This window comes from Alteromonas sp. NFXS44 (genome assembly GCF_040148705.1).
GTDB lineage: Bacteria > Pseudomonadota > Gammaproteobacteria > Enterobacterales > Alteromonadaceae > Alteromonas.
This window is the reverse complement of record NZ_JAGDEA010000012.1, coordinates 601,367-627,905: the sequence shown is the minus strand read 5'-3', so window position 1 is coordinate 627,905 and position 26,539 is coordinate 601,367. Positions and strand designations below refer to the sequence as shown.

Annotated in this window: 22 protein-coding genes; 14 read left to right on the top strand and 8 right to left on the bottom strand. The window is 48.1% G+C overall.

The window, feature by feature from the left end; all coding sequences use genetic code 11:
* Nucleotides 1-81 precede the first annotated feature (81 nt).
* Entirely contained in the window at nucleotides 82-2,415 is a 2,334-nt protein-coding gene (locus tag J3369_RS19870) for a glycosyltransferase family 61 protein (protein WP_349590219.1), read from the top strand.
* 93 nt (nucleotides 2,416-2,508) lie between these two features.
* On the opposite strand, the gene J3369_RS19865 is transcribed toward J3369_RS19870, so the two are convergent.
* The 4 genes from J3369_RS19865 to J3369_RS19850 form a co-directional block, all read right to left on the bottom strand.
* Nucleotides 2,509-4,014, bottom strand: coding sequence for a S10 family peptidase (locus J3369_RS19865; RefSeq protein ID WP_349590216.1), 1,506 nt, complete (start codon nucleotides 4,012-4,014; stop codon nucleotides 2,509-2,511).
* A 140-nt stretch (nucleotides 4,015-4,154) separates the two neighbouring features.
* Complete coding sequence (arfB, locus tag J3369_RS19860; RefSeq protein WP_349591098.1) at nucleotides 4,155-4,568, bottom strand: alternative ribosome rescue aminoacyl-tRNA hydrolase ArfB; 414 nt, start codon at nucleotides 4,566-4,568, stop codon at nucleotides 4,155-4,157.
* 5 nt (nucleotides 4,569-4,573) lie between these two features.
* The gene (locus J3369_RS19855) at nucleotides 4,574-5,440 is read right to left on the bottom strand and encodes a DUF2608 domain-containing protein (RefSeq protein ID WP_349590213.1); all 867 of its coding nucleotides are present in this window, start codon (nucleotides 5,438-5,440) and stop codon (nucleotides 4,574-4,576) included.
* Nucleotides 5,441-5,590: 150 nt separating this feature from the next.
* Nucleotides 5,591-7,972 carry a TonB-dependent receptor gene (locus tag J3369_RS19850; protein WP_349590210.1) on the bottom strand — a complete coding sequence of 794 codons (2,382 nt, stop codon included), beginning with the start codon at nucleotides 7,970-7,972 and terminating at the stop codon, nucleotides 5,591-5,593.
* Between the two features lie 259 nt (nucleotides 7,973-8,231).
* On the opposite strand from J3369_RS19850, the gene J3369_RS19845 reads away from it, so the two are divergent.
* From J3369_RS19845 to J3369_RS19830, 4 genes are all read left to right on the top strand, one after another.
* Nucleotides 8,232-8,531: a hypothetical protein gene (locus tag J3369_RS19845; RefSeq protein WP_303572204.1), complete on the top strand. Its 300-nt coding sequence runs from the start codon at nucleotides 8,232-8,234 to the stop codon at nucleotides 8,529-8,531.
* A gap of 57 nt (nucleotides 8,532-8,588) precedes the next feature.
* Entirely contained in the window at nucleotides 8,589-9,149 is a 561-nt protein-coding gene (locus J3369_RS19840) for a CBS domain-containing protein (RefSeq protein WP_303572203.1), read from the top strand.
* Nucleotides 9,150-9,238: 89 nt separating this feature from the next.
* Nucleotides 9,239-9,688, top strand: coding sequence for a hypothetical protein (locus J3369_RS19835; RefSeq protein ID WP_119502925.1), 450 nt, complete (start codon nucleotides 9,239-9,241; stop codon nucleotides 9,686-9,688).
* 108 nt (nucleotides 9,689-9,796) lie between these two features.
* The gene (locus J3369_RS19830; protein WP_119502924.1) at nucleotides 9,797-10,225 is read left to right on the top strand and encodes a hypothetical protein; all 429 of its coding nucleotides are present in this window, start codon (nucleotides 9,797-9,799) and stop codon (nucleotides 10,223-10,225) included.
* Between the two features lie 12 nt (nucleotides 10,226-10,237).
* Here J3369_RS19830 and J3369_RS19825 read toward each other — a convergent pair whose 3' ends face one another.
* Nucleotides 10,238-11,023 (bottom strand): siderophore-interacting protein, encoded by a 786-nt coding sequence (locus J3369_RS19825; RefSeq protein ID WP_349590206.1) that lies wholly within the window; start codon nucleotides 11,021-11,023, stop codon nucleotides 10,238-10,240.
* Nucleotides 11,024-11,364: 341 nt separating this feature from the next.
* Complete coding sequence (locus tag J3369_RS19820) at nucleotides 11,365-11,925, bottom strand: BON domain-containing protein (RefSeq protein WP_349590203.1); 561 nt, start codon at nucleotides 11,923-11,925, stop codon at nucleotides 11,365-11,367.
* A 343-nt stretch (nucleotides 11,926-12,268) separates the two neighbouring features.
* On the opposite strand from J3369_RS19820, the gene J3369_RS19815 reads away from it, so the two are divergent.
* Nucleotides 12,269-14,971, top strand: coding sequence for an ATP-binding protein (locus J3369_RS19815; RefSeq protein WP_349590201.1), 2,703 nt, complete (start codon nucleotides 12,269-12,271; stop codon nucleotides 14,969-14,971).
* A gap of 112 nt (nucleotides 14,972-15,083) precedes the next feature.
* The gene (locus J3369_RS19810) at nucleotides 15,084-16,211 is read left to right on the top strand and encodes a hypothetical protein (RefSeq protein WP_349590199.1); all 1,128 of its coding nucleotides are present in this window, start codon (nucleotides 15,084-15,086) and stop codon (nucleotides 16,209-16,211) included.
* Here J3369_RS19810 and J3369_RS19805 read toward each other — a convergent pair.
* Both J3369_RS19805 and J3369_RS19800 read right to left on the bottom strand, forming a co-directional pair.
* On the bottom strand, nucleotides 16,203-16,934 hold the full coding sequence (locus J3369_RS19805; protein WP_349590197.1) for a MauE/DoxX family redox-associated membrane protein: 732 nt from the start codon (nucleotides 16,932-16,934) through the stop codon (nucleotides 16,203-16,205). The two genes, J3369_RS19810 and J3369_RS19805, sit on opposite strands and share 9 nt — an antisense overlap.
* A 109-nt stretch (nucleotides 16,935-17,043) precedes the next feature.
* Complete coding sequence (locus J3369_RS19800; RefSeq protein WP_349590195.1) at nucleotides 17,044-18,150, bottom strand: Gfo/Idh/MocA family protein; 1,107 nt, start codon at nucleotides 18,148-18,150, stop codon at nucleotides 17,044-17,046.
* A gap of 219 nt (nucleotides 18,151-18,369) precedes the next feature.
* Here J3369_RS19800 and J3369_RS19795 point away from each other — a divergent pair, with 219 nt between their 5' ends.
* From J3369_RS19795 to J3369_RS19765, 7 genes are all read left to right on the top strand, one after another.
* Nucleotides 18,370-19,686 carry a PAS domain-containing methyl-accepting chemotaxis protein gene (locus J3369_RS19795; RefSeq protein ID WP_303572194.1) on the top strand — a complete coding sequence of 439 codons (1,317 nt, stop codon included), beginning with the start codon at nucleotides 18,370-18,372 and terminating at the stop codon, nucleotides 19,684-19,686.
* 169 nt (nucleotides 19,687-19,855) lie between these two features.
* On the top strand, nucleotides 19,856-22,393 hold the full coding sequence (locus J3369_RS19790; protein ID WP_349590192.1) for an efflux RND transporter permease subunit: 2,538 nt from the start codon (nucleotides 19,856-19,858) through the stop codon (nucleotides 22,391-22,393).
* Nucleotides 22,394-22,405: 12 nt separating this feature from the next.
* Nucleotides 22,406-23,224 carry an outer membrane lipoprotein-sorting protein gene (locus J3369_RS19785; RefSeq protein WP_502877480.1) on the top strand — a complete coding sequence of 273 codons (819 nt, stop codon included), beginning with the start codon at nucleotides 22,406-22,408 and terminating at the stop codon, nucleotides 23,222-23,224.
* A gap of 1 nt (nucleotide 23,225) precedes the next feature.
* Nucleotides 23,226-24,557, top strand: coding sequence for a hypothetical protein (locus J3369_RS19780; RefSeq protein WP_349590190.1), 1,332 nt, complete (start codon nucleotides 23,226-23,228; stop codon nucleotides 24,555-24,557).
* A 2-nt stretch (nucleotides 24,558-24,559) separates the two neighbouring features.
* Complete coding sequence (locus J3369_RS19775) at nucleotides 24,560-24,769, top strand: YgaP family membrane protein (RefSeq protein WP_349590188.1); 210 nt, start codon at nucleotides 24,560-24,562, stop codon at nucleotides 24,767-24,769.
* A gap of 95 nt (nucleotides 24,770-24,864) precedes the next feature.
* On the top strand, nucleotides 24,865-25,791 hold the full coding sequence (locus tag J3369_RS19770; RefSeq protein ID WP_349590186.1) for an EamA family transporter: 927 nt from the start codon (nucleotides 24,865-24,867) through the stop codon (nucleotides 25,789-25,791).
* 5 nt (nucleotides 25,792-25,796) lie between these two features.
* Nucleotides 25,797-26,507, top strand: coding sequence for a hypothetical protein (locus J3369_RS19765; RefSeq protein ID WP_349590184.1), 711 nt, complete (start codon nucleotides 25,797-25,799; stop codon nucleotides 26,505-26,507).
* Nucleotides 26,508-26,539 lie beyond the last annotated feature (32 nt).

Sequence of the window (26,539 nt, the reverse complement as noted above, 5' to 3'; positions counted from 1 at the left end):
TATTATGTTTGAAGTCAGAGCATCCACCTCAAACAGGGATGTGCTAAAATTGCGCCGTTCAAACCGGATAGAGCAGAAGTATTGAGTAAGCGCGTTATTTTTCATATTGGTCCTCCGAAAACAGGAAGTTCGGCGATCCAACATTTTCTTCATTCCCGTCGCGATATTCTTTCCCGTCTCGGGGTGGATTATCCGAAACACGACATAGACGGAAATGGTATCAGTTCAGGGAATGCCAGAGTTGTTTGTAAAGTTGATGAGCACGGAAAACTGGCGCTCGATGCGCAAAAACTGAAAGCTGTTATCAATAAATTTCACGCTTCGCCTGAGCATCAAATATTACTGTTCAGTTCAGAGTCTTTTTTCCGGATTGCCACAGACATTGTCGATGCGCTCCCCGATGTTGAGATCCTTTGCTTTATTCGTAATCCCATCGAGTATCAGCTCTCAATTTATAATCAGTCGGTGAAAAGACACGGCAATACGAAGCCCTTCAGCGCCGGCAGGAGATTGAATCTCGGCCAGTGGCAGCGATTGCAGAGTCTTCAGAAGCGTGTCAGTCCGTCCTGTTTTCATTGTTTCGCATTTAAGTTGCCTGAAGACAACGGAAGTATCATTCAGGACTTACTCGGTGTGCTGGATATTGATATGCCGGCAGACACAGGCCGGGGCGCGATTAATACTTCATACTCATATCCTGCACTGGAATTAAAACGCTGGTTAAATCAGTTTCCAATCTCTGCTGTGCAGGCTGAACTGGATGCTTATTTGCAGTCAGTCAGTGATGGCAAATCACGTTACCGGCTCATTGATGACAACCTGCTGGCAGACTATAAAAGCCAGCTCTCTTCAACCGCCTCTGATTTCAGTTCGCTGCTCAGCGAACATGAGTGGGAATGGTTGGCCGGGGCGCATGAAAAAATTGAAGCTTTACCAGTGCGGGATCAGCAAGAGAACGACTCTGCTGTCAGTGATATGCTGCAACAACTTAAGCAGGACAAGCCCGGTCTTTTCCGGTCTCTCGCATCTGTTATTTCTTCGGCGGAATCTGTTGAAGGAGACGCGCAGCTAAGAGCGCAGTTTCGCCTTAAAGGTTTTCATTATGTACTGGGAACAGGAAAGATGCTTGCAGCCGGCACGGTTAAGCGCCTGAAAGACGCACTGTCGGGACGCAGTGCCCTGGCCGGAATCAAACCGGTTAAAGGGAAGCTGGCTTGCGTGAAACGGGCAGAGATTATTAGACAAGGCCCGGGATCCAACCCGGGGATTGTCAAAGGCGGTATCCGCTCTGCGCAGGAAGTACCTCAATTCGCCGCCCAGTTCCGGTGTTCCAATGCCCGCTCAGAGGATCCTGTTCCTCAAAACGTGACTGACGGAGAGTTTTTAGTTGCTCAGCCTGAAACATGCGCGGTTAAGAAGGGTGAGTTCTTCTACGGCGGTCCGGTTTTCAGTAACTTCGGGCATTTTCTGGCAGAGTCGGTTCATCGTCTGGCACCGCTACAGCAGATAAGACAAAGCTACGGCGACATGCCGGTTATCTTCCTGCCGCAAAGGTTCAGACAAAAATCATTTATTAAAAAAGCGGTGTTGCCTCCCCGTTTTTACGAAATTCTCGAATATCTTGGAGTAAGTAAAAAAAATATCGTCTTACCCGGTAAAAATATTCGTACGGAATCACTGTGGGTCTCACCCCAGCAGAGTTTTTTCCGCGCAAGGAACCCGGTTTCAGCGGAATATTTGTCTTTTTTAACTGCTCGTGAAAAAGCATCGGGGGTGGCGGCGGATCCTTCTCTTCCAAAGCGGTTATACGTCAGCCGTGAATCATTCCTCATGAGAGGGGCATTTGCCGGAGAAGGTTATCTTGCTGCATTCATGGCGCGGCAGGGCTTCACTATTTTTAAGCCTGAGAGCGCAGATATCGTGACTCAGCTGAAATACTACAAAAGCGCAGAAGAAATCGTATTTGCTGAAGGGGCGGCTTTGCATGTGCTCGAGCTGATGGGCGAAATCCAAGCAAAAATTACTGTTCTGCAACGGCGTAATCAGACTGATGTGCTGTTCCGTCCATTATTAACTGCACGCTGTCAGGATGTGGCCTTTTTTGGTGATCTGGTTGAATTGCAGTCTTTGTATGTGCCGCCAAAGCAAAACAGTGCCGCTCACGGCAGTGCGTTGTCATTTCTTGATGCGGATGCGCTGGCGGATTTTCTTGCTGAACGCCTTAAATGCGAAACCCTTGATGTGCCTGCTTTAAGGCAGGCCTCAGCCGGGGATGTGGTGCGTTACTACAGGCAGTATGCCACTGCGCTGGCCACAAAGCCGGTGACGAAACAATATCTCAACCGCTTTGAGCAGAGGGTTAACGTGATGATAGGTGAGGGTAAGCTGGACCTTCCCGCTAACTGGAAAAACTGAGCTTGTAAACACTGCCAGTGACACCGGACAGGGATGCCCGCCGGTTATCCGCCGGGCATCTGAGTCAACAAATACAGGTAATCGAGGTTTAGATTAGCGATTGCCTTTCATGTCGTCGTAAAAAGCGCTGATATCTTTCGCCAGCTTATCCATGTCCGGCTTGTGCAGATACATCATATGGCCCGCTTCGTAGTTGTGTTTGATAACGCGACTGTTATCAATACCGTAACGGCCGAAAGTGTAATCGCCGTCAAACAGTGGCGTAGCGTAGTCATAGTAGCCACTGGCCAGCATCACTTTCATAGACGGATTAACCCGCATTCCCTCAGCCAGATCTGCAGAGGTATTGACTGTATGAGGTTCTCTGCCTGAATCGCGGTAGTAAACCCAGTTGCGGCCTACATCACGGTTGCTGACCAGGTAGTCTCTGTCCCAGGTCACTTTTAAATCATTCATCAGATAGTGTCTGAGTGCCGCATTGTAGGCACCGGAAACACCAGTGCTTGAGGCGTCATACTTGGGCGTGATGTCCAGATCGTCAATTTCATCAATGGTGTAGCGGGAGTCACTGCGGCCCAGTGCGATGCCCTGGTCTGCCAGTAACAATTTGCGCTGACGGGTTGCATCCACACGCAGGTTACCCCGCTTGATCAGCGTCTCATTCAATCCGGTAAAATAGGCAAGTTTTGCTGCGATTTTATCGAATTCTGCAGCAGGCAGGGCTGAGCCTTTAAACAGAGCCGGCAGGTATTCATCAGTGGCAAACGCTTTTGCATCTTCCACCAGCTTTTCCAGTGAAATACTGTTCTTGTCGATTTTCCCGTGATACCAGGCGGTCGCTGCCATCGTTGGCAGGTAGGTCACAAAAGAAATCATGTTATCGGCTTCAGGGGTGCTGCCGGCGTAATCCAGTGCCTGGCTGATAAGAATCAGGCCGTTGATACGCAGGGGACTTTTTCTGTCGTTAAGATACGGCAGCATGGCGGCGGCACGGGTGGTACCGTAACTCTCACCGGCGATAAACTTAGGGGAATTCCAGCGGTTGTTTTTCGCGATCCACTGCTTTACCACGGCACTGACGCTTTCAGCATCGGCAGCAATGCTCCAGAAATCTTTGGCCGTGCCTTCTCCGGCGAGCTGGCTGAAGCCTGTGCCTATGGGATCAATAAACACTAAATCGGTTTTATCCAGCGGGCTTAACGGGTTGTGAAGAATTTTGTAAGGCGCATTGCCTGCATCCTGCGCATCGCTGGGTACTTCCACATATTTAGGGCCGAAAATACCCATGTGCAACCATACTGAAGATGAGCCCGGACCACCGTTAAAAACAAAAGTTACCGGCCGGTTTTCATCTGATTCTGCCACATAGGACGTTGTCACTGCATCGCCGGTCACGTCACCCTCTTTGTTAGTCAGGTGCATATTACTCACCGTCGCAGTGTATGAGACAGTTTTGCCGTTAAACTTACCTTTATGTTTGGTGACAAAGGACGTCAGTTCAGGGACTTCCGTCTTCGTGTCCTCAGCAGGTTTGTCTGCGGCGAATACAGGAGAACACAGGCTTGCAGCCAGTATTCCGGCGAGGAAAAGTGTTTTCATTGTTATATTCCGGTTGTTGAACCCGTGCCATACCGGCACAAAACAATAAGATAATCACAGGCGGAAACGGGCGTACAGGGGGAATCTTTATCTTTACCTGTGGGTGCGGCTAATTACAGTTGTGCAGCAGAGGAGGGGGATCAGAAGTCCACTTTCCTGCGCATCTGTTTACGCTCACTTTGTTGTTTCTTAGAGGTTTCACGGCGCTGTTTAACGCCTTTGCCGATGCGTGTCGGTCTGCGCTTCTTCTGCACTTTTGTTGCCTGAGCAATCCACTCAATCAGACGTGCCTGTGCGTCCTGCCGGTTTTGCTCCTGAGTGCGGAAGTTTTGTGCCTTAATCACAAACACGCCGTCAGATGTCAGCCGGGTGTCGGCCACCGACAACAAACGGGACTTTATATTGTCCGGCAGCGAGGAGGCATTTACATCAAAACGTAAATGAATGGCGCTGCTCACCTTATTGACGTTCTGTCCTCCGGCGCCCTGCGCGCGGATAGCCGTCATATCCAATTCGGCTTCATCGATGCGCAGGGACGGTGTGATTTCCAGCATTGCCATCAGTTCACCGTGAGACACAGACCATCTGAACGGCCGGGGAACACGTCCAGCAGGGTTTTATTCAGCTTATCGTAGTCTGCAGCCATTTTATCCGCCTGCGCGTGTGTGAGTACGGTACCGTGACGGGCAATTCTGGCATCTTCAACGCTGGTGTAATAAAAAATATCCATGTCTGTGTTGCCGTCTTTCCAGGCGGTATACATGTTGTCGATATTCTTGCGTGAATCGTCAATGAAAATCACGGCATCGAAATGTCTGCCGGTTTTATCCAGAAGCCAGTGCAGCATTTTGCCTTTGTCCATGCCGGTGGTCATCATTACGCCCTGACTGTAAGTCAGCTCCCGGTCCATCTGGTGGCGGTATTCCGGCATGACGCCGCTTTCCAGTGTCAGAGCAGACTGACCAAGCTCAATACCGTTACTTTTGAGTTCCCGTTCGGTCGCTGAGCGGTAGCGGGGATCCCGCGATGTCAGTGCCATCACCGTATTGCCCGCAAGCTGCCAGCTGGCCACAATTTCGGGTACCAGCGGGTCGGTGACTGTCATCGGGTTGAGTTCATATAACATGCCGATGGTATCTTCAAACAAACACGATACTTTCTGGGCCGGTGTGGGTTTTACATCCAGCTTTCCCCGTTGCCACTGATACCAGATATCGCCACCCAGGTCGGAGGCGCTGGTCAGCAGGGTATTATCAATATCCGACACAATCAGTACATTCGCCGCACCGTAGCGGGCATTCAGAGTTTCTACAGCCTGGTTAACTTCAGCGAAATCTGCTGTTTCTGTAATGGTCGCAGAGCCGGATACCGGGGGCGGTGTTGTGGCACTGCAGGCTGATAAGGTTGCCGCCACGAGCAGTGGCATTAATGATGAGTAAATCCGTTGCTTCAACATGAAAAATAACAATTTAAAATGGCAAAGCCCATTACTCTATCAGGTTGTCTTCAGGAGTGAAAAGCCCCGGTAGAACAAATTTACCGGGGCTGTCTGTGTATTGGCTGATGACAGTTGAGGTCAGAATACCCAACTGGCGAAAGCTGAGAACGTACGGGGCTGTCCGACGCCAACGAATTCTGTGGATTCCACATCGTCATAAATGCCTTCAAGCACTTCACCGGCTTCGCCATAGGTCCCGAAGGTTTCAAACTCTTTGTCGAACACGTTGTCTACCCGGAGGCCCAGTTCCAGCGCCTCTGACAACTGCCAGGAAGCCGATACATCAACCAGCGTGTATCCGCCCGGCTTACGGTTTTCGTTAGCTTCATCGCCGCGGAAGTATTGTCCGCCGGTGTAGTTAACGGTAGCGCTCAGGGTAAGGTTTTCCATTGCCTGCCAGTCTGCATCAAATCCTGTCTGGAAAGCTGGCTGGCCCGGGATACGGTCACCGGCCTGAACCTGACGATTGCCGCCCAGCGGGTTTTGCGGACTGAAAGAAGTAAACTCAGACTCGAAAGTGGCTCTCAGGTAGCTCGCGCTGGCGCCCAGAGACAGCGTGTCAAAGTGATAGCGGCCTGCCACTTCGGCACCCTGACGACGGGTATTGTCCACATTCACAAAGTAACCCACGGAAGGGCGGTCACCGGCTTGCTGGAAAATAATATCGTCTTCAGAGTCGCTGTGGTAAACCGCACCGGCCAGTTCCAGGTTATCTTCAGCCCATGCCAGGCGCAGCTCCAGAGTATCTGTGACAACCTGTTCCAGTGGTGGATCGGCCACAAAGCCGTTAGGCAGTTTACAGGGATCGTCTTCGTCCGCGCAGGACAGTTCTGCCGGACTTGGTGTACGTGATGACTGACTGTAGCTGGCTGTCAGTGTGAGGGCATCCCGGTGGTACTGCACGCCAACGGAAGGATTAAACCGGTTAAACGTATGGTCGCCGTTCAGTGAGCCTTCGCCGGTTTCAATTTGATCCATCATCTTTATTTCAGAGCGGTTGAAGCGGCCGGAAACCCACACTTGCCATTCATCAGTCAGGGTAATGGTATCGCTTAACAGCAGATGATAGTGGGTGACATCAGTTCTCAGGAAAACCTCAGAACCGGCATCATAAACACCGATACCTGTTACGCCACGGGTATCTTCAGCGGTGTCGTTGGCCAGAATGGCAAACTCAGTGCGGCTGTTAAAATCAATGTTTGCTCTGTCTAAACCACCACCAAATACCCAGTTGTGAATGTTATCGCCGGCTTTGGTGCCACTCAGCTCAAAACTGGCACCGTAACTGCGATTTTGAGTGAGAGATGTATTGGCTGTGCCGTCCAGTTCATCAGGGTCTATATCGCTGATGTCTTCCAGAGGCACTTCCGGCAGATAACCAACGAACTGAACCGGCGTATCACCTTCTTCATCATCGTCATCGTCGTCGACGGCGTCCTCTTCTGCCTCATCATCGTCGTCTTCGTCACCTTCCTCGCAGAGCGTTTCGCCAAATTCGGTTTCACACTCTTCATAATCACTGTCATCACCGTTGTAGGTTTCAATTTCGTTTTCACGGTAATAAACGTTAACGGCAAGCTCAACGGAATCGCTGAGGTCCCATTCGTGATTCAGACTGACAAAGGTCAGGTTAGTCATTGTCTGGTCGGGGCGGGTGTAAATGGCGTCACGGCCTTCATGAGGAATGAGATCTACCGGGATCGCTCCGTTACCAATCAGGTCGTTGTCGGCAAGAGACAATGTTAATTGTGTCCGGCTGTCTTTGGTCTGACGGCTCAGCGTACCAAATAATTGCTTTACTTCGCTGGGGGAGAAATCACGCCAGCCATCTTCTTCATAGAAACTGGCATTGACGTAATAGCCCCACTCACCATTATTGCCGCCACTTTCAACGGTAGCGCCTTTCTGGCCGAAATTACCGCCCTGTACGGTGAGTTTGTTGTCTGTAAAGCTGAAGCCGGTTTTACTTCGCAGGGACAATGCGCCCCCCAGCGTGTTCTGGCCGAACAGCGGATTAGCACCGCTGACTATGCTCACGTTGTCCAGCGCAGTCATGGGGACCAGATCCCAGTTTACTGTATCGCCAAAAGGCTCGTTAAAGCGGGTACCATTCAGATACACCGACAGACCCTGAGGTAATCCGAGTAAAGGCGAAGCGGTAAAACCACGGTATTGCACATCGGGCTGAAAAGGGTTGTTTGTCACATCATTAATCGATACCGACAGCAGTTCGCTGTCCAGTAACCTTGCCAGTGAACCACCGTTGACAAGATTAATATCTTTTGAGCCCAGGGTGGCATTCACCTGTGAGTTATCGCCGTTGTAAGCAGACAGCGGAGTTTGCCCTGTCACCTCGATCAATTCCTGCTCGTCCCAGTTTACCGCCGCGTGTGCTGTCAGGGGCAGAACTGAGCTTACGGTCAGTGCGATGAGGCTTCGTTTAAAGGCTCTTTCAGTCACGGTATGGATCCAGTTTTTGTGCTTTCTAACAGGTTAGAATAGACGCTGTTTACAGAAAATTAACTTATGGTGGTAACCGGGATGGTACTTTGGTAGCGAATACCCGACTAAAAATCAGGGTTATTCACCGGCGTTATGTTTTCCCGAAACGCGATGAGTATCCGATTATTGCGCTGAAGTGTAGTTTGAATTTTTGAAAATCATCGTATGTTTATAGTGTGAGCCGGTAATTTTTTGACTCACATCAATGGAGAACACGATGCGTTTTTGGGCTGTTGCACTATGGTTGCTGACTCTGCTACCCGTTTTGGGTGATAGCAGTGATGTTGCTATGGGCGCAAAATCAGCCGCAGTCATGTCAGCCAGTGACGGGCAGGTGCCTGAAGTTACTAAGAATACCGTCACCGATGCCGAAACAGACAGTGGCAACGGTATTTTAAGTGCTGTTCATAACGCCATCGTCATACAGCCGTTCAGCGAATATGCAGATATCCGGTTGATCCCTTTGCGGGGCCTCATTCAGGCCTACAGTATCAGAGGGCCACCGGTATTTTCCTGATGTTTATGTTCCCGCTATTGCGGGCCATCCATGATCAAATAAACAAAGGAAATTATCATGCACGTATTACCCTTATTCAAAACCGAAAATGTCGATAAACTCGCCTGGCCAGCAGCGCAAAACCGATTGACCCTGCAATCACCTGCGAGTACTGTTTTTACTGATTTCAAAGAGCACGTTCCGCTGGTAATCGATTACGATGCCAAAGCGACGGAACTGGAGCATCTGATGAAACAGTCCCATGTGAAAATGAAAATTGTGTTGGATAAGAACGACCAGTTCGCGGGTATCGTGACACTGGCTGACCTTACTGAGCAGCGTATTATGCAGAAAGTTGCCCTGGGCACGTCCCGCAGCGATCTTATCGCGGCGGACTTTATGCAGCCGAAGTCAGCCTTGCAGTCATTCGATTACGAACAGATCCAGCAGGCGACAGTGGAAGATATTATCGAAACACTGAAAGACAATGGCCAGCAGCATTGTCTGGTGATTGACCGCAAGGAACACGTGATTCGTGGCATTATAAGTGTGAGTGATATTGCCAGAGAGTTACGTCTTCCCCTTGATATACAAGCACAACCGTCATTCTCGGCGCTTTCCAGCGTCATTGCAGCCTGACACGGACCGGATAAACCGGCTGGCACAGATTACTGTGCCACCGGTTTTCTGGTATAATTCCGCCGTTTTCATCACCCTCAGTAAAAATTATGAAGTTTGTTCACGGCGAATTCGATATAGCATTATCAGGCAACATCATGCTGACTCAGGCATACGGGCCCTGGAATGCTGAATGCGTGGTGGCATTTGGTGAAGCTTACCGGATTGAACGTCAGCTGTTAAAAGCAGACACATGGTCTGATATTGTGATACTGCGTGGCGAAAGCCTGCTTATTCCCGATGCTGAGCGCGTACTTGGCGTGCGGATAGCTGCGGTTGTGCCGTTAGGTTTGAAGAAAGTGGCTATCGTAACCGCTGAATCCTCAGTGAGCGTTACCGCGCGCATGCAGCTCACCAGAATGTATGACAGCCTTGACGTTGAGTACGATTTTTTCACAACGTATTCTGAAGCAAAGGCCTGGCTTGAAGAAGCGGGCTTTTCAACGTCAGCGCAATCAGAACAGGCATTCTGTGCTCATCTTCCCGCTTCTGTGCTGTAATCCTCTCTCTTTTCTTTTAAAAGCCCCCTTTACAGTAAAAAATCCATAAACTGGAACGTTTCTCGCAAGTCACTGTTTAATATCAGTGAAAAATGAGGAGTGTCGGGTATGCATGCAATGGGAACGTCACCGGCAGTAGTGATGAAAGCCTATGTAATGGCTTATGAATCTATGGGCATGACACGTCTGGAAGCCGCGAATTTACTGGGTATTTCAGAAGTGGCTCTGGATCAGAGTTTGTATGTGGGGTTTGAGGAAACGTCGCAGGAGTGTGAAGTTCAGGTCGCTTTAATACGTCTGTACCATTTACTGTTTGCGTTGTCAGATGGCGACAGCCGGTTGATTTCTGAGTGGCTGAACCGCTTTAACTTTCATTTGAATGCTGTACCGGTAACGGTGTGTCACAACCTGGCGGGGATTTTATATCTCACAGATTATCTTGAGGATATGCGTGCAGGAGATGCTATGCCCTTCGTCGATATTAAAGGGCATATTCATGCGGCTAACGATACAGAGGAAGAACAGTATCATCGTTAGCCTGACGGTTGCTTAAGCGCTGGCTTCGTATTCTTCCATATCTTTGCGCTTATCCACCTTATGCTGGTCTTCAGACCGGCCTTCACGCCAGTAACTGCTGATATACAGCTGGTCGTGGGGGATGCGTCTTTCTTTTGCCAGCAACTGGCGCAGTGCCCGCATATCTGAGAACTCACAGGCTACCCAGGCTGCCGGTGTACCCGAAAGCCAGCTTAGTGCTGCCACTTCATCTGCAAGACTGTTTGCACCGGTTACCCAAATTACGTTTACGCCGGCAGGTTTCTCCAGAGGCTGGATATCATCTGCGGTGGTAACCTTGATGACGGCATAGCCCTGTGTTTGCGGCCCCAGTTTTTCCAGATAGGTAGAAATGGCCGGGAGGGATGTCATATCGCCAGCAAATAATACCCAGTCAAAGCTGTCTGCCAGACCTTTGGAGCTGCCCGGTCCGCCCACACAGATTTGATCACCGGGTGCTGCACTTTTTGCCCAGTGTGAAGCCGGGCCGCTTGCCACACCTTCACCATGCAGCGCCATGTCGATATCCATGGTGCCGTTGCTGCGATCCAGTTGACGGATGGTATACGTGCGAAGCTGCGCATCTTGTAAGGATGCCGGTGGCACTGACAAGGGATTACCATCAAAATCAAAAAGTAACTTAACGTATGCCGTTGTATCGATATCGGGATAAGCTTTCAGAGCATCGCCGGTCACGGTGATACGACGCATATGAGGAGTAATTGCAATATTGTCTTTTACTGTGAGACAGGCGGGTTGTCTTGGCTGTCTTTTTTCCATACTTATTTTCTCTTCTATTAATTCACCACCATTTTAAATGAGAACAATTCTTAAAGACAACGCATTGTTACGAATGGTGGGTATCTGTACAACCGATAAAATAGAATGAAAAAAAAGCCGGAACACGAAGGTTCCGGCAAAAGACATTTAGGAATACACATGGAAACAAAACAATGAAAGCACTCTGTTGTTTTGTGATTTTAAATATAGAACTGGCTAACGCGTTTTTCGACATGAAAAACTATATCTGCGTAGTATTCCCGATACCAAAAAAAGCTCCCGCCAAATGGCGGGAGAAAATCAGAGGTTTTGGTTAGGCCGGGAAAGGCCTGGAGGGGAGATTAACTGTCAACAGACAGTTCACTTTTAACGTCAACAACGTCATCAGTGTTCTTTGCAATGGCTATGATCAAATCGCGCTCTGTGAGCGATTCAACCTTGCCGGTAAGGGTTACAATCCCTCGTAAAGCTTGGACATCAATGTCGTCGCCTGACAGTCCGGATTCCAGCAAAAGTTGTGTGCGTATCAACGACACCATTTGCGCATCCCTGACTCCATGGAGCAAGGTGACAAGATCACCCTCCAGTAATGCAGGCTTTACAACATCCAACTTGTTTTCAACTGATACTACGCCATCCAGTGACGCCGCAACTTCCTGTGCGAGAGTCCTGTTAACTTCACTGTTAACTTTGCCGGTTAAAATAACCTGTCCCTTGCTCACATCCGTGCGAATATCCATCGTATCGAATTGACCACTAAACAAGAGTGCCGCTTCTACCTTGCCTGCAATTGCATCATCCGTTGCAGATTGCGTTGGCGAGGCTGAAATCCCTTCAGCAAGAAGTGGCGTTGGGAACACAGTCATGACTGTCATTGTCAAAGCGGGAATTATCCGTTTCATACTCTGTTCTCCTGTTCGTTGTCTGTTGCAAACAATAATGCCAGTGGCGTGCCAGATTATACTTTTGTACTAAATGTGATGTCATTGTGCTGTTTTTAAAGGATTTTTTATGGTTTTTAATCCAGTGTGATAAAAAAGAGGAGAGTACGTGTGGGAAAATTTTACCTGCCAGTGTGTCTATATTTTCATACACAAACTTAGATAACTGACTATGGGTAGAGGGGGAAACGAGTCATTACTCTATACCGGCTTTATACTTTAGTTGAAATTTACTTCCGTGGTCGACCAGTCGTCTTGAATGTATGCATAATGGACAAGTCGATCACCAGCCACTGATGCCGCCATGAATACAAACAAATGTGAAGATGAACAGATTCACCTTATTGAATCCGTACAGACTTTCGGTTACCTGCTAGCGGTTGACCCCGTTTCCTGTCAGGTGAAAGTCACCAGTGAGAATTTATCTGACATTCTCGCTGCTCCGGTCTATCCGGGTCAGTCATGCTTTACTGACATTGTGGAAATGCCGGACAACGGTCAGGAAATCTTGTCTTCCCTGTATGAGCAGGCCAGAAACACAGACCGGCGGCACAGTTATGAGTGGACCTTTAAAAATAAAATCTACAAAGACGGGGAATGGCATCAACTGGTAAACAGTGTCATCTACGCAAGCGGTGAACTGCTGGTAGTGGAGTTAGAGCCGTCACCGGTGCTTGCAGGCAGTATATCATCTAAGTGGACGCCCACAGATACGGATATCCGGCCGTTACTGCCCAGCTTATTTGATTTACCAACGGTTGAAGCGGTGGCAGACAAGATCGCATCGGCAATGAGAGAATTCATCGGCTTCGATCGGGTCGCGGTCTACAAATTTGATAAAGACTATGCCGGTGAGGTTATCGGTGAGGACAGCCATGAAGATTTAGTGCCGTTCAAGGGGCTGAAGTTTCCCGCATCAGACATTCCTTCTCAGGCTCGCGCTCTGTACGTAAAAAACATGGTGCGCTGTGTCTATGATACCGATGAGACGCCCGTTAAGCTGATCCCGTCACTGAGTGAAAGTGAACGCAGCCCTCTGGATTTATCGCTATCCATGATTCGGGGCGTGTCGCCTGTGCACTTGCAGTATATGCGCAATATGGGGATCCGCGCTTCGTTTTCAGTGTCCCTTATCTACGAAAACAAGTTATGGGGCATGATTGCCTGCCACCACCGTGAACCCAAATATGTTGAGCAACGCCGGCGGTTAATTTGTGAAAGCTTAAGTCAGGTATTTACCTATCAAATGCACGGCAAGAGTATTGAGGTGAAACGAAACTCGTACCAGACCCGTCAGCAGCACCTTAACCGTATCATCAATGCGCTGACAAATAAGAGTAACCCTCTTGACGGCATTAAAGACGTGCAGGCGGCACTATTAAATACCATGCGGGTATGTGGTGTTGCTGTTGTGACGCCCAACTCACACTACCTGATTGGCAGAACGCCAAGCTTTGAAACCGTATCTCACCTGTTTCACAGTTATGCCAAAGACAGCAACGGTGATTCCAAAACCACTGCACTGACCCGTATCAGCGATGACATCATTGCCAACTTTAAATTAAACGGGGTCAGAGGCCTGTTCATTTCTCCCGTGTCCAGTCGTCACGGGTATTACACCATGTGGTTTCGGGAACCGGTGGATACCACAATCCGCTGGGCGGGCAAAGCTGCCAGCGAGTCTGATGTGAACAAGTCACTCACTCCGAGAGACTCTTTCGATACCTATATTGAGTCAGTTGTGGACCAATCCAAAGACTGGTCGACGGATGACACATTACTTATTGAGAGCTTTGAGCAACTCTTTATCCCTTATGCACTGGGTATGAAAAGTTCACTCGACAGCCAGGTAGCAAAACTGGAAGAACTGGATAAAGCCAAAGACCAGTTCCTGGCCAGTATATCTCATGAGCTGCGCACGCCGCTTAATTCAATAATGGGCTGGACAGATTTAGCCCTGATGGATACATCCAATCATGAAAGGCTGGTGGAAGCCCTTAATGTTGTTAAGCGGGCATCCAGTACACAGGCTGACTTGATCAACGATATTCTGGATATGTCGCGGATTATATCCGGCACGATGAAGCTGAGTGTCCAGTCTGTTTCAGTGAGTGAAGCGGTACAGGATGTGGCGAAACAGTTTGAGGCCGGTTTTGCAGCCAAAAATATTAAGCTGAGCGGCTATTATCAGGACGAACACACCACCATTCTGGCTGATAAAGTGCGGATAAAGCAGGTGGTGCATAATCTGTTATCTAATGCCCTGAAATTCACGCCTAAAGGGGGATGTGTCACTATCAGCGGTGCCAGAGAGCATTCCAATTACAAGCTTTTCGTCCGCGATACGGGGAAAGGGTTGTCTGAGGAACAGCAGGCGCACGTCTTCGAGCGGTTCTACCAGGGCAAAGCCTCTCACAATAAGCAGGGCCTGGGCCTCGGTTTGTCCATAGTGAAAAGCATCGTAGAAATGCACGGTGGTGACATATGGGTCAGCAGCGACGGTGAAGGTATGGGGACCACGTTTTATGTCACTATTCCGATCGCGCCGGTTGCCAGCCCGCTGCCAAAAACACAAGCGACTGATGTAGTAGAAGGCAGTGCGGCGCACAGTGACAGGCTCAGCGGACTGCGAATTCTGGTGGCTGAGGATGAAGAAGACGCCAGAAAATTCCTGCGTCTGTTCCTTGAAAGTCATGGTGCACAAGTCACACTGGCAAAAAATGGCCTGGTTGCGTGGCGAATTCTCAACGAAACACCACTGGCGTTTAATTTGCTGTTGTCTGATATTGGCATGCCGGAGCTGGATGGTATTGGTTACATCACTAAAATCCGTGGCAGTGAGCATAAGGAAATCAGTGAGTTCAACGCCGTTGCGCTTACCGCTTATGCTTACACCGCGGACAGAGTTAAAGCGCTGAAAGCCGGATTTTCAAATTATGTCTCTAAGCCCGTGGATGCAGAAGAGCTGCTGACCGTACTGGAAATGTATAAACCAGAAGGTGAATAAAAGGTGGCGGGTCAAAAACGGCCCGCCCGTCTTGCTGTAACTGTTTTTGCTTTATCCCTTTCCTGTCATTCAGTAAGCTGTGTTAAACAGTTTGCTGCCATGGAACCGGTTGGTGAAAAAATACGGAATAATACTGACACTTGCTTTAGTCATCCTTGCCGGTGTTGTCTTCTTTTTAAAACCTGATAAACCGGCTAATAGCACGGCCCGGCTTCCACAAACAAGAGTTATAAACACGCCTGCGGAAGAGCCGCAACCTCCTGTCACTGCTCAACAAGATGAAAGCACTGAAGAGCCGGAGCCTGTAATTGATCGTTTCCCTTCCTGTCCGCGGTTGAGTCCCGACGACTACACGTTGATTGAAAAGAAAATAAAAGCCTTTTATGCAGAAAACCTCAGTTCAGAGAATGAGCAATCACGCCTGGCCGCGCTCATGATGGCCAGCTTTGAAGATGAGGCAGCGATGAATGCCTGGCAATCATTTTTGTCTGAATATCCCCGTAATACAGATGCTGTCCGGGAAACATTGCGACTTTGCAGTCTGAACGGTTCCCACTCCGTGTGTAACCATCAACTGGTGCGTCAGGCTGAAGAGGCTGGCCGTGATGATGGCGAAACCTGGCTGAACCTCGTGTTATTTCACATAGAGCAGAATGATCATGAGGCCGTACTGGCCTCTCTTGAAAATATGGTGCAGGCTAAGAACTATTCTAATCATTATGCCCGGTTTGTTTCCCTGGCGCTGGATTCCGTGGTAGCTGAGCAGGTGGCTTCTCTTGAAGGTGCTGTGATTTATGCGATGGGTAAATGGGCAGCCGGTACGTACAAATATAATCTGCTCAAAACATGGTGCGGGAGCATGGCTGACGAGCCTGCTGTTGCCAGTGCATGCATTGCGGCTGCAAAAGATATGGTGGCAAGAGCGCCACTAGAGTTAGAAAAATTAATTGGTCATGATATGGAGCTCGATATTTATACGAAGCAGGGCAACATGGCGATGGTTGATGCTGTCAAAGAAGAAATGGAAGCTGATGCAACACCGGAGCATCCGCGTCTTGCGGATGCTCTGGATTTGATGATGCATGACCATGCACTCTTCTATACCTGGCTTAATGCATTGCAGCAATCCAGTGAAGAAGACGCTATTTCTGCCCTGATAAAAGAGGCCGCCGATAAATCTGCTGACCCCTCGTATCAACCTTGTCGCACAGAGTCAGACCGGCCCTCTGCATCAGAGTAAAATCATCAACAGTGCGCCGAAAATCATGAACAGATTTTCAGACAAGGATACAAAGCCTAAGGGCACATTGCTGTCACCGCCAACACAAGCGCATTTCAATTCACGCTTGTCCACGTAAACGGCTTTATAAACTGAAACCGCGCCAACCGACCCTATGAAAAGTGAAATGGGGGCAATCAGCCACACGGGCAACATCGCAATCATGCCTATGCCGGCGAAAGCTTCCAGAAAGGGGTAGAGGTAGGCGTAGCGTAAGTGCTTCATCGCCAGTAAATCATAGGTGATAAATGAGTTAGTAAAGCTGAAGAGGTCCCGTAACTTCTGTACCGCCAGTAAGGTCATAGAAAAGGCAATAAACAGCATAAGTGTACGAACGCTGAAAAAGTGTGTCATCAGCAGGCTCTGTACGGCGAAAGCCAGTAACAATGCGACGGCAAAAATCACCAGAACCGGTGTGTAGGTTGTACCGGATTGCGGCGTGTCGCCTTTGCCGAAGTATGCCTGTAAATCATCATAGCCGCCAATACGCTGACCATCGATGAAGGTTTGCGGCGTGGTTTTTACATCATGCTTCTGCTTAAATTTATCGGTTTCTTCCCGCGAGGTCAGTTTGTGGTCTTCAATGTGAAACCCTTCCCGCTCAAGTAAATCTTTTGAGCGCAGGCCGAAGGGACAAATATGTTCATTTGTAACCATGCGATAGAGCTGTGCAACTTTTGCCATGTATCCTCCCTTGTTCAATGAGCAGTTTTCAATAGGCGATCCGGTCGGGATTCAGTATTGCTACGGGACATTGACGCTTTTTGATCGGGAAGTACTGAAATGTTGAAAGTCACTGGTCAAGCAGAATACGCTCTCCTGTTTTAGCGGACTTAAAGATGGCGTTGATGATCTTCACGTCACGCAATGCATCCCCGGCCGTCACCAGTGCGGGGCCGGTGCCCAGAATTGCTTTGGCATCATTGTCCATTTGCAGTGTTTGTTGCATGGCACTGATCGCAGGTAAGGTTTCGCCGTTACTGGCCGTACCCGTAACGCCTGAGTAACTTTGCATAGGTTTAAGCTGATACCAGCCCTCCTTGCAGTTTGCTTTGAAATAATTGAAGCCCCGCACAACACTGGCTCCACAGTCAGCACGGGTACCATCGGCAAATTCCATAGTGAAAATAGTGGTTTCGTCCACTTCTTTGAATATGTCAGGATGAGACTTTTCGTGATACCCGCTCACAGCTACAGGTTCTTTGCCGCTGATGAATCGGGTGCCATTAATAGCATACACCCCCATATCGTACAGCGCCCCACCACCCATAGCCTTCTGCATCCGCCAGTTGCTTGCTTCGCGGCCAGAACCGGCATAGCCCGCATAACTTTCAAAACCGGTGAAAGCACCAAAGGGCTGTCGTAAATGATACTCCGCAAAATGACGGGTATTTGGTTCATGCTGCATGCGATACCCGATAGAAAGCATCACTTTGTTGCGGCTGCAGGCATCAATCACAGCCTGACATTCAGCCTCATCCATTGCAAAAGGCTTTTCACACCACACATGCTTGCCGGTGTTGGCAGCCATAACGGAGAAATCTTTGTGCGTGCCCGTGGGGGTGACCACATAAATCACGTCGATGTCATCGTTATTGGCAATGTCGTTCATTGTCCCGTAGGTATACGTATTCTTATCAGGGATACCATACTTTGACTGCCACTCTGGTATTTTCTCCGGACTGCCGGTAATAATACCCCGTAGTTCACAGTGGCGGGTGGCCTGCAGCGCCGGGGCAAGCAGACGTGTGCTGTAGTTACCCAATCCCAGCAGGGCTACACCCACTTTGTCTTTCGAAAGGCGGGGAAGAGCAAGCGCAGAAGAAACCGGCACTGCTGATGCGATGAGCAAACCGGAACTGGCGAGCTTGACGAACTGGCGTCGGTGGAGTGTAGACATAATTGCCCTGTTGTTTGATTTTTGCCCGTTTTTAGCCTAGCTATTATTAAGTGCTTTTTCAATGTCCTGAAACTGACATATAAAAATGGTTAATTTTATAAATCAAGAAATTAGACCACTCTGCCGATAAAGATCACGTAAATTTATATTTACTGCTAATCACGGGATTAAAGACACGTGCGGCAGTCATAAACTCATTAACGACTGGAAATAAATTTTATGTTTAATCGTCACCTCGTCAAAGAAAACGAAGCGCTTCGGGAAGAACTGAACATGCTCAAACAGGTTCGTGAAAGTCTTCGTGATGAGATGATTTTCGTGAGACTGGATCACGCGGGCCGCATTGAAAAAGTGAACCGCCTGTTCGAGGAAGAGTTAGGTTACCGCGGTTCAGAAGTGGAAGGTAAACATCTTCTCGATTTTGTTCCGTCTATTGCGAAAGGCACAGATTATTACAAGAAACTGCATCAGGCGATGGAAAGTAATCATCATTACAGCGGGGCCATTGAGTTTACCCGTAAAAATGGTGAGGAAGCCTGGCTTCGCGGCGTGATGCAGCCCATTTTAGATAATAACGGCAGAGTGCATCACTTCTCCGTAAACCTGAACGACCTCACCAGAACGATTACCATGTCGAAAGAGCATGAAGACTTAGTCGAGGCATTACATAAATCCACGGCGGTAATCGAGTTTGACCTGAATGGCCATATTTTGGAGGCAAATTCTGCTTTCCTGGGGGCGGTAAAATACAGTCTTAAAGATATAAAGGGTAAGCATCACCGTATATTTTGTACTGATGAAGAAGCTAGTTCAGAGAAATACAAACAATTCTGGAGCAAGCTCGATCGCGGCGAGTTTGTAGCTGGTCGTTTTCAACGTGTAGATGCTCATGGCAATACATTGTGGCTGGAAGCGACGTATAACCCTATTCACGATACCCACGGCCGGTTGTATAAAGTGGTGAAGTTTGCCACAGAAATAACCGCTCAGGTTCAGCAGGAACAAGCGGTAGCGAATGCTGCCGATATCGCCTATCACACCTCTAACAATACCGATGCTGTTGCCCGCAAAGGTAAAGAGGTGATCAATAAAGTGCTGGAAGAAATGTCTACGCTGTCAGAGCAAATGGACAAGGCGAAAGAGGGGATCCACGCACTGGACTCTCAGTCCCAGCAGATTGCTACTATTATCAGCAGTATCAGCGCTATTGCGGATCAAACTAATCTGCTGGCACTCAATGCTGCAATCGAGGCGGCCCGTGCGGGTGATCAGGGACGTGGTTTCGCCGTTGTTGCTGATGAAGTGCGTCAGCTTGCTTCCCGTACGTCTGAAGCCACGGAAGAAATTGTAAACGTGGTGAAACACAACCAGACATTGGCTGCAGAAGCAGTAGAACTGGTGAATAAAGGTGATGAACGGGCACAAACCGGACTGGCTTTCGCAGAAGAGGCCGGTGCGGTCATTGACGAAATCCAGGAAGGTGCCCGTGCCGTTGTTGATGCCGTCGGTCAGTTTGCCAATCACCTGACAAAATAACCTCACTCTGTTTGCTTTACTAAGAGCGCAGCCCGCACATTAGCCGGCTGCGTTTTTTTGTCTCTTCGTTATCTGTTTCTCCTGCGTGGAAACTCCTTAAAGCAAACAAGCGTTGCAATATAAGAAAATATTTATATAATAAAATTCTTATGTTTGTTTTGGTGATCCTGTGAAAAAGCTGTCAGCACGTTTTCTTAATTTTTCTGTCAATCATGCTTTATGGGTTTATGCGCTTGTCGGGCTGATTACATTAGCGGCTGCCGCCATGATCCCGCACCTTCAGGTCGATACCGATCCTGAAAATATGCTGCCTGCCAGTCATCCTCAAAGAGCTTTTCACAATCAGGTAAAGCAAGATTTCGCGATGCATGATGCCATTGTGGTGGGCGTAGTTACGCAAAATGAAGAGAGTATTTACACCCCGAAAACACTGGCAGAAATTAAACAGGTTACCGGTGCAATACTGGCTATTGACGGGGTAATTGATGCGGATCTTATGTCCTTATCCACCGTGGATAACATAACGCAGGCCGGCCCCGGGACAATCCGGTTTGAATGGTTGATGGATAAGGCTCCGGAAGATACAGCCGCTGCTGAGCGAATTAAAGAACACATCGAAAGGTTGCCGTTACTTTACGACACGCTGGTGGCTGAAACTGGCAAGGCTGCGGCGATTTACGTACCCATCGCAGATAAAAATGAAAGCTACCGCATCGCAACGGCTATCCGTACTGAAATTGATAAAACGGAGTCGGAGCAGTCATGGTATATCACCGGCTTACCTGTTGCTGAAGATCAGTTTGGTGTCGAAATGTTTGTGCAGATGGGGATTTCTGCGCCGCTGGCCGGCGCCACAATATTCTTCCTGCTATTCCTTTTCTTCCGCAACCTGCCACTTATCATTGCGCCAATGATTGTTGCCATGGTCACGGTCATTGTGACCATGGGCGTGATGATTGGTATGGGATTTACTGTTCATATCATGTCGTCAATGATTGCTATTTTTCTCATGCCCATTGCTGTGGTGGATTCAGTTCATATTTTGTCGGAGTTTTCTGACCGCTATAAGCCCGGCGAGGATGCAGGCGATGTCATTAGCCGGGTGGTGTCCCATTTGTTTACTCCGATGCTATATACCTCTGTGACCTCATCTGCCGGATTCTTCTCGCTAATGTTAACGCCAATTCCGCCGGTACAGATTTTTGGCGCCTTTGTGGGCAGCGGTATCCTGCTGGCGTTTCTGCTGACACTTATTTTTATGCCGGCTTACGTGTCGCGGATGAGTGAATCATCGTTAGCCAGGCTTCAGCAGGCTCTGCACGGTGATGGTCAGTCTCAGTCCGGAGTCGCCCGGTTTGCTGCAAATATCGGAAGGGCGGCTATGGCATGGCGTCGTGGCTGGATTTTCTTGTTTGGTGTCCTGTTCATTTTTTCTGTTTGGGGCATGACAACCATTCAGATTAACGATAATCCGGTACGCTGGTTTAAAGAAGAGCATGAAATTCGTGTGGCAGATCGCGTACTGAACGAACAGTTTGCCGGTACCTACAATGCTTACCTGGTATTGACAGATAACCGTCCGGTACCGGACGCCGAATCCCTGATGAGTACTCCTGTACCGGCGTCATTGAGCACCTGGCGCGAAGACACGCTGAAAAAGGTCGCTTCTTCTGATAGCGCCGCTGCTCTTGAAGCGCTGGTCTTTGCCATTGATGATGCGTTGTTTGCCGCAGAAGACGATGAGGCCATTGAATGGCTTGAGGGGGCAATGAGTAAAACTGAACTGGCTCTGTCTGCCAGCAAGACGTTTCAGTCTCCTGACTTATTAAATCAAATCAGTGAACTGCAAGGGTACCTGAGTCAAACCGGTTTGACCGGTAAATCAAACTCACTCGCTGATGTAGTGAAAGTGGTGAACCGTGAACTGAGAAGCGGTGAAGACGCAGACTACGCGCTGCCTGATTCTGAACAGGCTGTGGCGCAAACATTGTTGCAATATCAGTCGTCACACCGGCCCGGTGATCTCTGGCATTTTGTGACCCCTGATTTCAGACAATCCCTGCTTTGGTTGCAACTCACCAGTGGTGATAACCAGGCAATGACCGCAGTAACAGAGAAAGTTGCAGCCTGGTTTGCAGACAACCCGTTGCCTGAGGGCATTGAATACCACTGGGCAGGTAAAGCTTATCTGAATGTGGTCTGGCAGGACAATATGGTAAAAGGCATGACAGAAAGCCTGACCGGTGCGTTTGTAATGGTGTTCATTATGATGGTGGTGTTGTTCCGCTCTCTGGTCTTCGGCATGCTTGCCATGCTGCCGCTTACCATCACCATTTCATTGATTTACGGCATGATTGGCTTTGTTGGAAAAGACTACGATATGCCAATCGCTGTTTTGTCAGCGCTGACACTGGGGTTGTCTGTTGATTTCGCTATTCACTTTCTGGAACGTGCCCGCGCAATTTATGACGAAACCGGGAGCGTCGATACCACCTTACAGGCAATGTTTGGTGAACCCGCCAGCGCAATCACCCGCAATGCGCTGGTAATTGCACTTGGATTTACCCCGCTTCTGTTTGCACCACTTGTGCCCTACATCACGGTAGGTATTTTCCTGGCGGCTATTATGGCAATTTCAGCACTGGTCACTTTACTGGTGCTGCCGTCCGCCATGAGCCTGCTGCGTCGTTTTGTGTTCCCCGGATAACGGAGAGATTTTATGTTTATTGGTCAACAGTATTTTAAACACGTCAGGGTGTTATCGTTCGCTATTATGTTCACCTTGCCGGCTGCTTTTGCCACCGCTGAGTCTGTGGATGTCACCGCCTTAATAACGGCATCGGAAAAAGCAGCCTATTATGCGGGAGATGACGGACGGTCAGACGCCAGAATGATGATTGTGGACGGGCAGGGACGGAAGCAAATGCGTCAGTTCACTATTTTGCGAAAAGATGTTGCCGACAATGGCGATCAGAAAATGATGGTGTTCTTCAGTCGCCCGGCAGATGTGAAAGACACGGTTTTTCGTGTTGAGAAACATGCCAGCCTGCAGCAGGAAGATGACCGGTGGTTATATCTGCCGGCCCTGGATCTGGTCAAGCGGATTTCCGCCGGAGACAAGCGAACCTCTTTCACTGGTTCCCATTTCTTCTATGAAGATGTATCCGGACGGGCAGTCAGTGAAGATCACTTCACGCTGCAAAGCGAAACCACTGAGCGTTATATCTTAAAGGCAAGTCCGAAAACACCTGATTCTGTGGAATTCAGCTATTACGTCGTTGAAATTGATAAACAAACCACGTTACCGGTGTTGATTAATTTTTATCGTGAAAACGATGAAAATTATCGCCGCGTTGAAGCTGTGTCTGTGGAGACAATACAGGGAAAGCCCACCGTTACCCGCTCTAAGGTAACGGATCTGGCATCAGGCGGTTACACCCTGATGGAATTCAGAAATGTGAGTTATGACCTGGGACTGGATGATAATATTTTCAGTGAAAGGAGTCTTCGTACACCACCTGTTCAGTGGCTGAAATAGTATGAACAGGCAAGCTACCGTAGCACTGGCACTGTGCCTGATGTCCGGGTTAACCACAACGGGTTACGCCCGGCAGTTCGCGGAAGAGCAAGGCGGTCAGGATGATCTGTGGGAAGACATGGGGGATTGGGATGAAACAATATCGCCATTCAACTGGTCCGGCTTTCTCGATGTTGCCGGCGGTATCCGGTTGCAGAGCGATCCTTACCATCCGGACAATACAACGCTGGCCGATGTGAGAATGCAGTTGCAGGGGGCGTACACGTTTTCTGAATCAAAAATCAGTTTTCGCGGCGATGCGTTGTACAACGGTGCGGAAGATAGCTGGCAGTCTCAAATCAGGGAATTGTACTGGCAGGGTAACTTAGGATTCTTAGGAGAAGCCGGCAAATCTGTCGACGTAAAAGCTGGTCAGCAGATCCTTACCTGGGGAACCGGCGACTATCTGTTTCTCAATGACTTATTCCCGAAAGATTACCAGTCCTTCTTTGCCGGACGGGACGATGACTATTTGAAGTATCCTTCGCTTTCCATGAAAGTGAGTGGTTACTTCAATGTTCTGAATGTGGATGTGGTGATAACGCCCGAGTTTGAACCTGACAATGGTATTAACGGTGATGTTTTTTCTTACTTTAATCCGCAGACTGGTGCAAACACATCAGACAGACTGACAGTCAGTGATGAAAATACACCGGATAAACCGGAATATGCATTGCGGCTTTACCGGACCCTCGCCGGTACTGAACTTGCCGTATACGGTTACAAAGGTTTCAGCAAATTGCCGCAAGCTGCTGATGTGAATGGCCTGCCCCGTTACAGCGAACTGTCAGTGACCGGGTTCAGTGCAGTACGTGCTGTTGGACCGGGGCTGGGTAAACTGGAATATGCTTTTCACGATGGTGAAGATACATCGGGTAATGCTCCCCGTTTGCCCAATGATCAAAGCCGCTTTCTGGTGGGGTATGAGCAGGAGCTGATAGCGAATCTGACTGGTGGAATTCAGTGGTACACAGAGCTGACTCATGACCATGAAGCACTGATGACCAATTCGCTCTGGCCACAATATGAACCGTCACAAAGGCGTCATGTGTTCACCACTCAATTACGCTATCAGGCCTGGCGGCAAACCTTATCGTTGCAGGCTTTCAACTTCTATTCACCCACTGATGGAGATGGCTACCTGCGGCTGAAAGCAACCTGGTCACCGGTGGATACCTGGCAACTGAGCGGCGGACTGAACCTGTTTTATGGTGACGAACCACATACGTTTTACAGTCAGTTCAGAGATGCCTCTAACATCTATGCCTCATTTCGCTACTATTTCGGAGAATAATTATGTCAGCAGAACGTGCTCTTACGGCTTTCGCAGGATTGATGGTGTTATTGAGTGTTGCACTCACGTACTTCGTCAGCAGTTACTTCGTGTGGTTTACGGTTTTTATCGGTGCAAACCTCTTTCAGCAGAGCTTTACCGGCTTTTGCCCTGCATCCATTGTGTTAAGAAAATTCTTCGGCTTCAAAACGGAGAAAGAGCTGGCACAGTAACATTAAAGGTTGAAATCACTCTCTTGATTGTATATTTTTTGAACGTATCCGTAGTTTGGGAGGATATAATTTAATATTTCGCAAGGAGAATTGTGATGGATCACATCAAAAATGAGAAATCTATTTTCATTGCTGTGCTTTTTTGCTTTGCTTTTGTTGTCCTTAGCGCCAGCAGAGAGGTCTACAGCGTTAGCTTACTCCAGGAAGAGTCCCTCAATATGGAGTATTTGATAGCTGTGTGTTTCATTGTTACCACTTGTTTTGCTAATGCTATTTTACTAGCTTCTAAGTCAACGACCTACGGTACCAATAGCTTACTGACGATTGAAAAAAAGTCTATCTTACCTTTGCTTATTTTAAATTTAACAACATTGGTAACTTGGTGGTTTACTTTTTATAGTTTAACAATTTTGGATGCAACATCATTTTCATCTATCTCTATTGGGTTATTGCCGCTATGTACGATAATAATTAATCATTTTTTATTTGGTTTTATTGTATCTACAAAGGTCTATTTCTTTTCGGTTTTAATTGTAATTGGTGTAATCGTTACCAGCGTAAACCAGCTTTTAGCTCTAAAAAATGTCGATGACATTGATGTATTTTTGGGATTGGCTACTGCTGTATTGGTTGCGTGTTTTGGTGCTGCGAATAACATATTCTCTTTTCAGTTGAATCAACTGGGGTTTTCAGCTGCCTCAGTGTTTGCAAATAGATTCTGGCTTACACTGATTGTTGTCGTACCATATTCTTACCTGCAAGGGTTCTTCGAGTTAAGTAATGATTCCAATCTTCTCAAAGCTTCGCTCTTGGGTTTTATGGGAGTTTCGCTTCCAATTTTTTTTCTTCATTACTCAGTTAAGTCCTTGGGACCGAAATCCGTTGCATATTTGATTTCTACAATTCCTGTCTTTGTTTTTATTCTTGAGACAATTAGGACTAATTTTATTTTTAACTACAACATTGTTGGTGTTTTAGTTATCTCATTTTCAGTCTACAAACTTCTGCAAAAAAAAGGATGAGAAAAATGGAAGTGGAAAATGTTTTTTCAGTAATGGCAGATATCACAACAACCATAGGGATAGCTGCAGTAGTTTATCAATTATTCAACGCAAAACGTTCTTTGACTAACGAAAGAAAAGCTCTGGTTAACGCGTCTGGTGCACTAAACGTTGCTGTCGAAACATTAAGAGCCGATCATGAGAGATCAAGAAGAGAAAACTCTGTAATGATGATTCGTGAATGGGCCACTAGTTTAGACCGGAGAGGAAGTCTGTGTCGCAAATTTGTCGAATCGCTATCGCCGGAACAATGCAAGTCTCTTTCCAAAGAAGAGGTTTTTGAAATTAGCAAGAGTCAGTTAAAAATGGCTAAAGGCTGTTTCGTGGGTTTGGAGCAGTTAGAGGTTAATACTGATACATGTAATACTGAAATCTATACACTTTCTCAAGGTCAAGTTAGTCATCTGAGGTGGTTGATCTCATGCTACTTGAATTTACTGGAAACGCTTTTTTTGGCAGCTCATCAAAATATTGCAGACACAGGCATATTTGTTTCTCAGTTTAGTTTTCTGATCGAACCCAAAGAAAATTGCTTTATGTTGAAAGATTACAGAAATGCGGTTGATGGTGACAAAACATATCCATCAATAGCTTGGATGGCGGATCTTATCAAAGAGCAACGAAAACAAAGTCAACCAAACCCTGCACCGCCGGTAGTTTCTATCCCAACAGCATAGCTCAAATCCCTATTGATTAGCATGCTAACTAT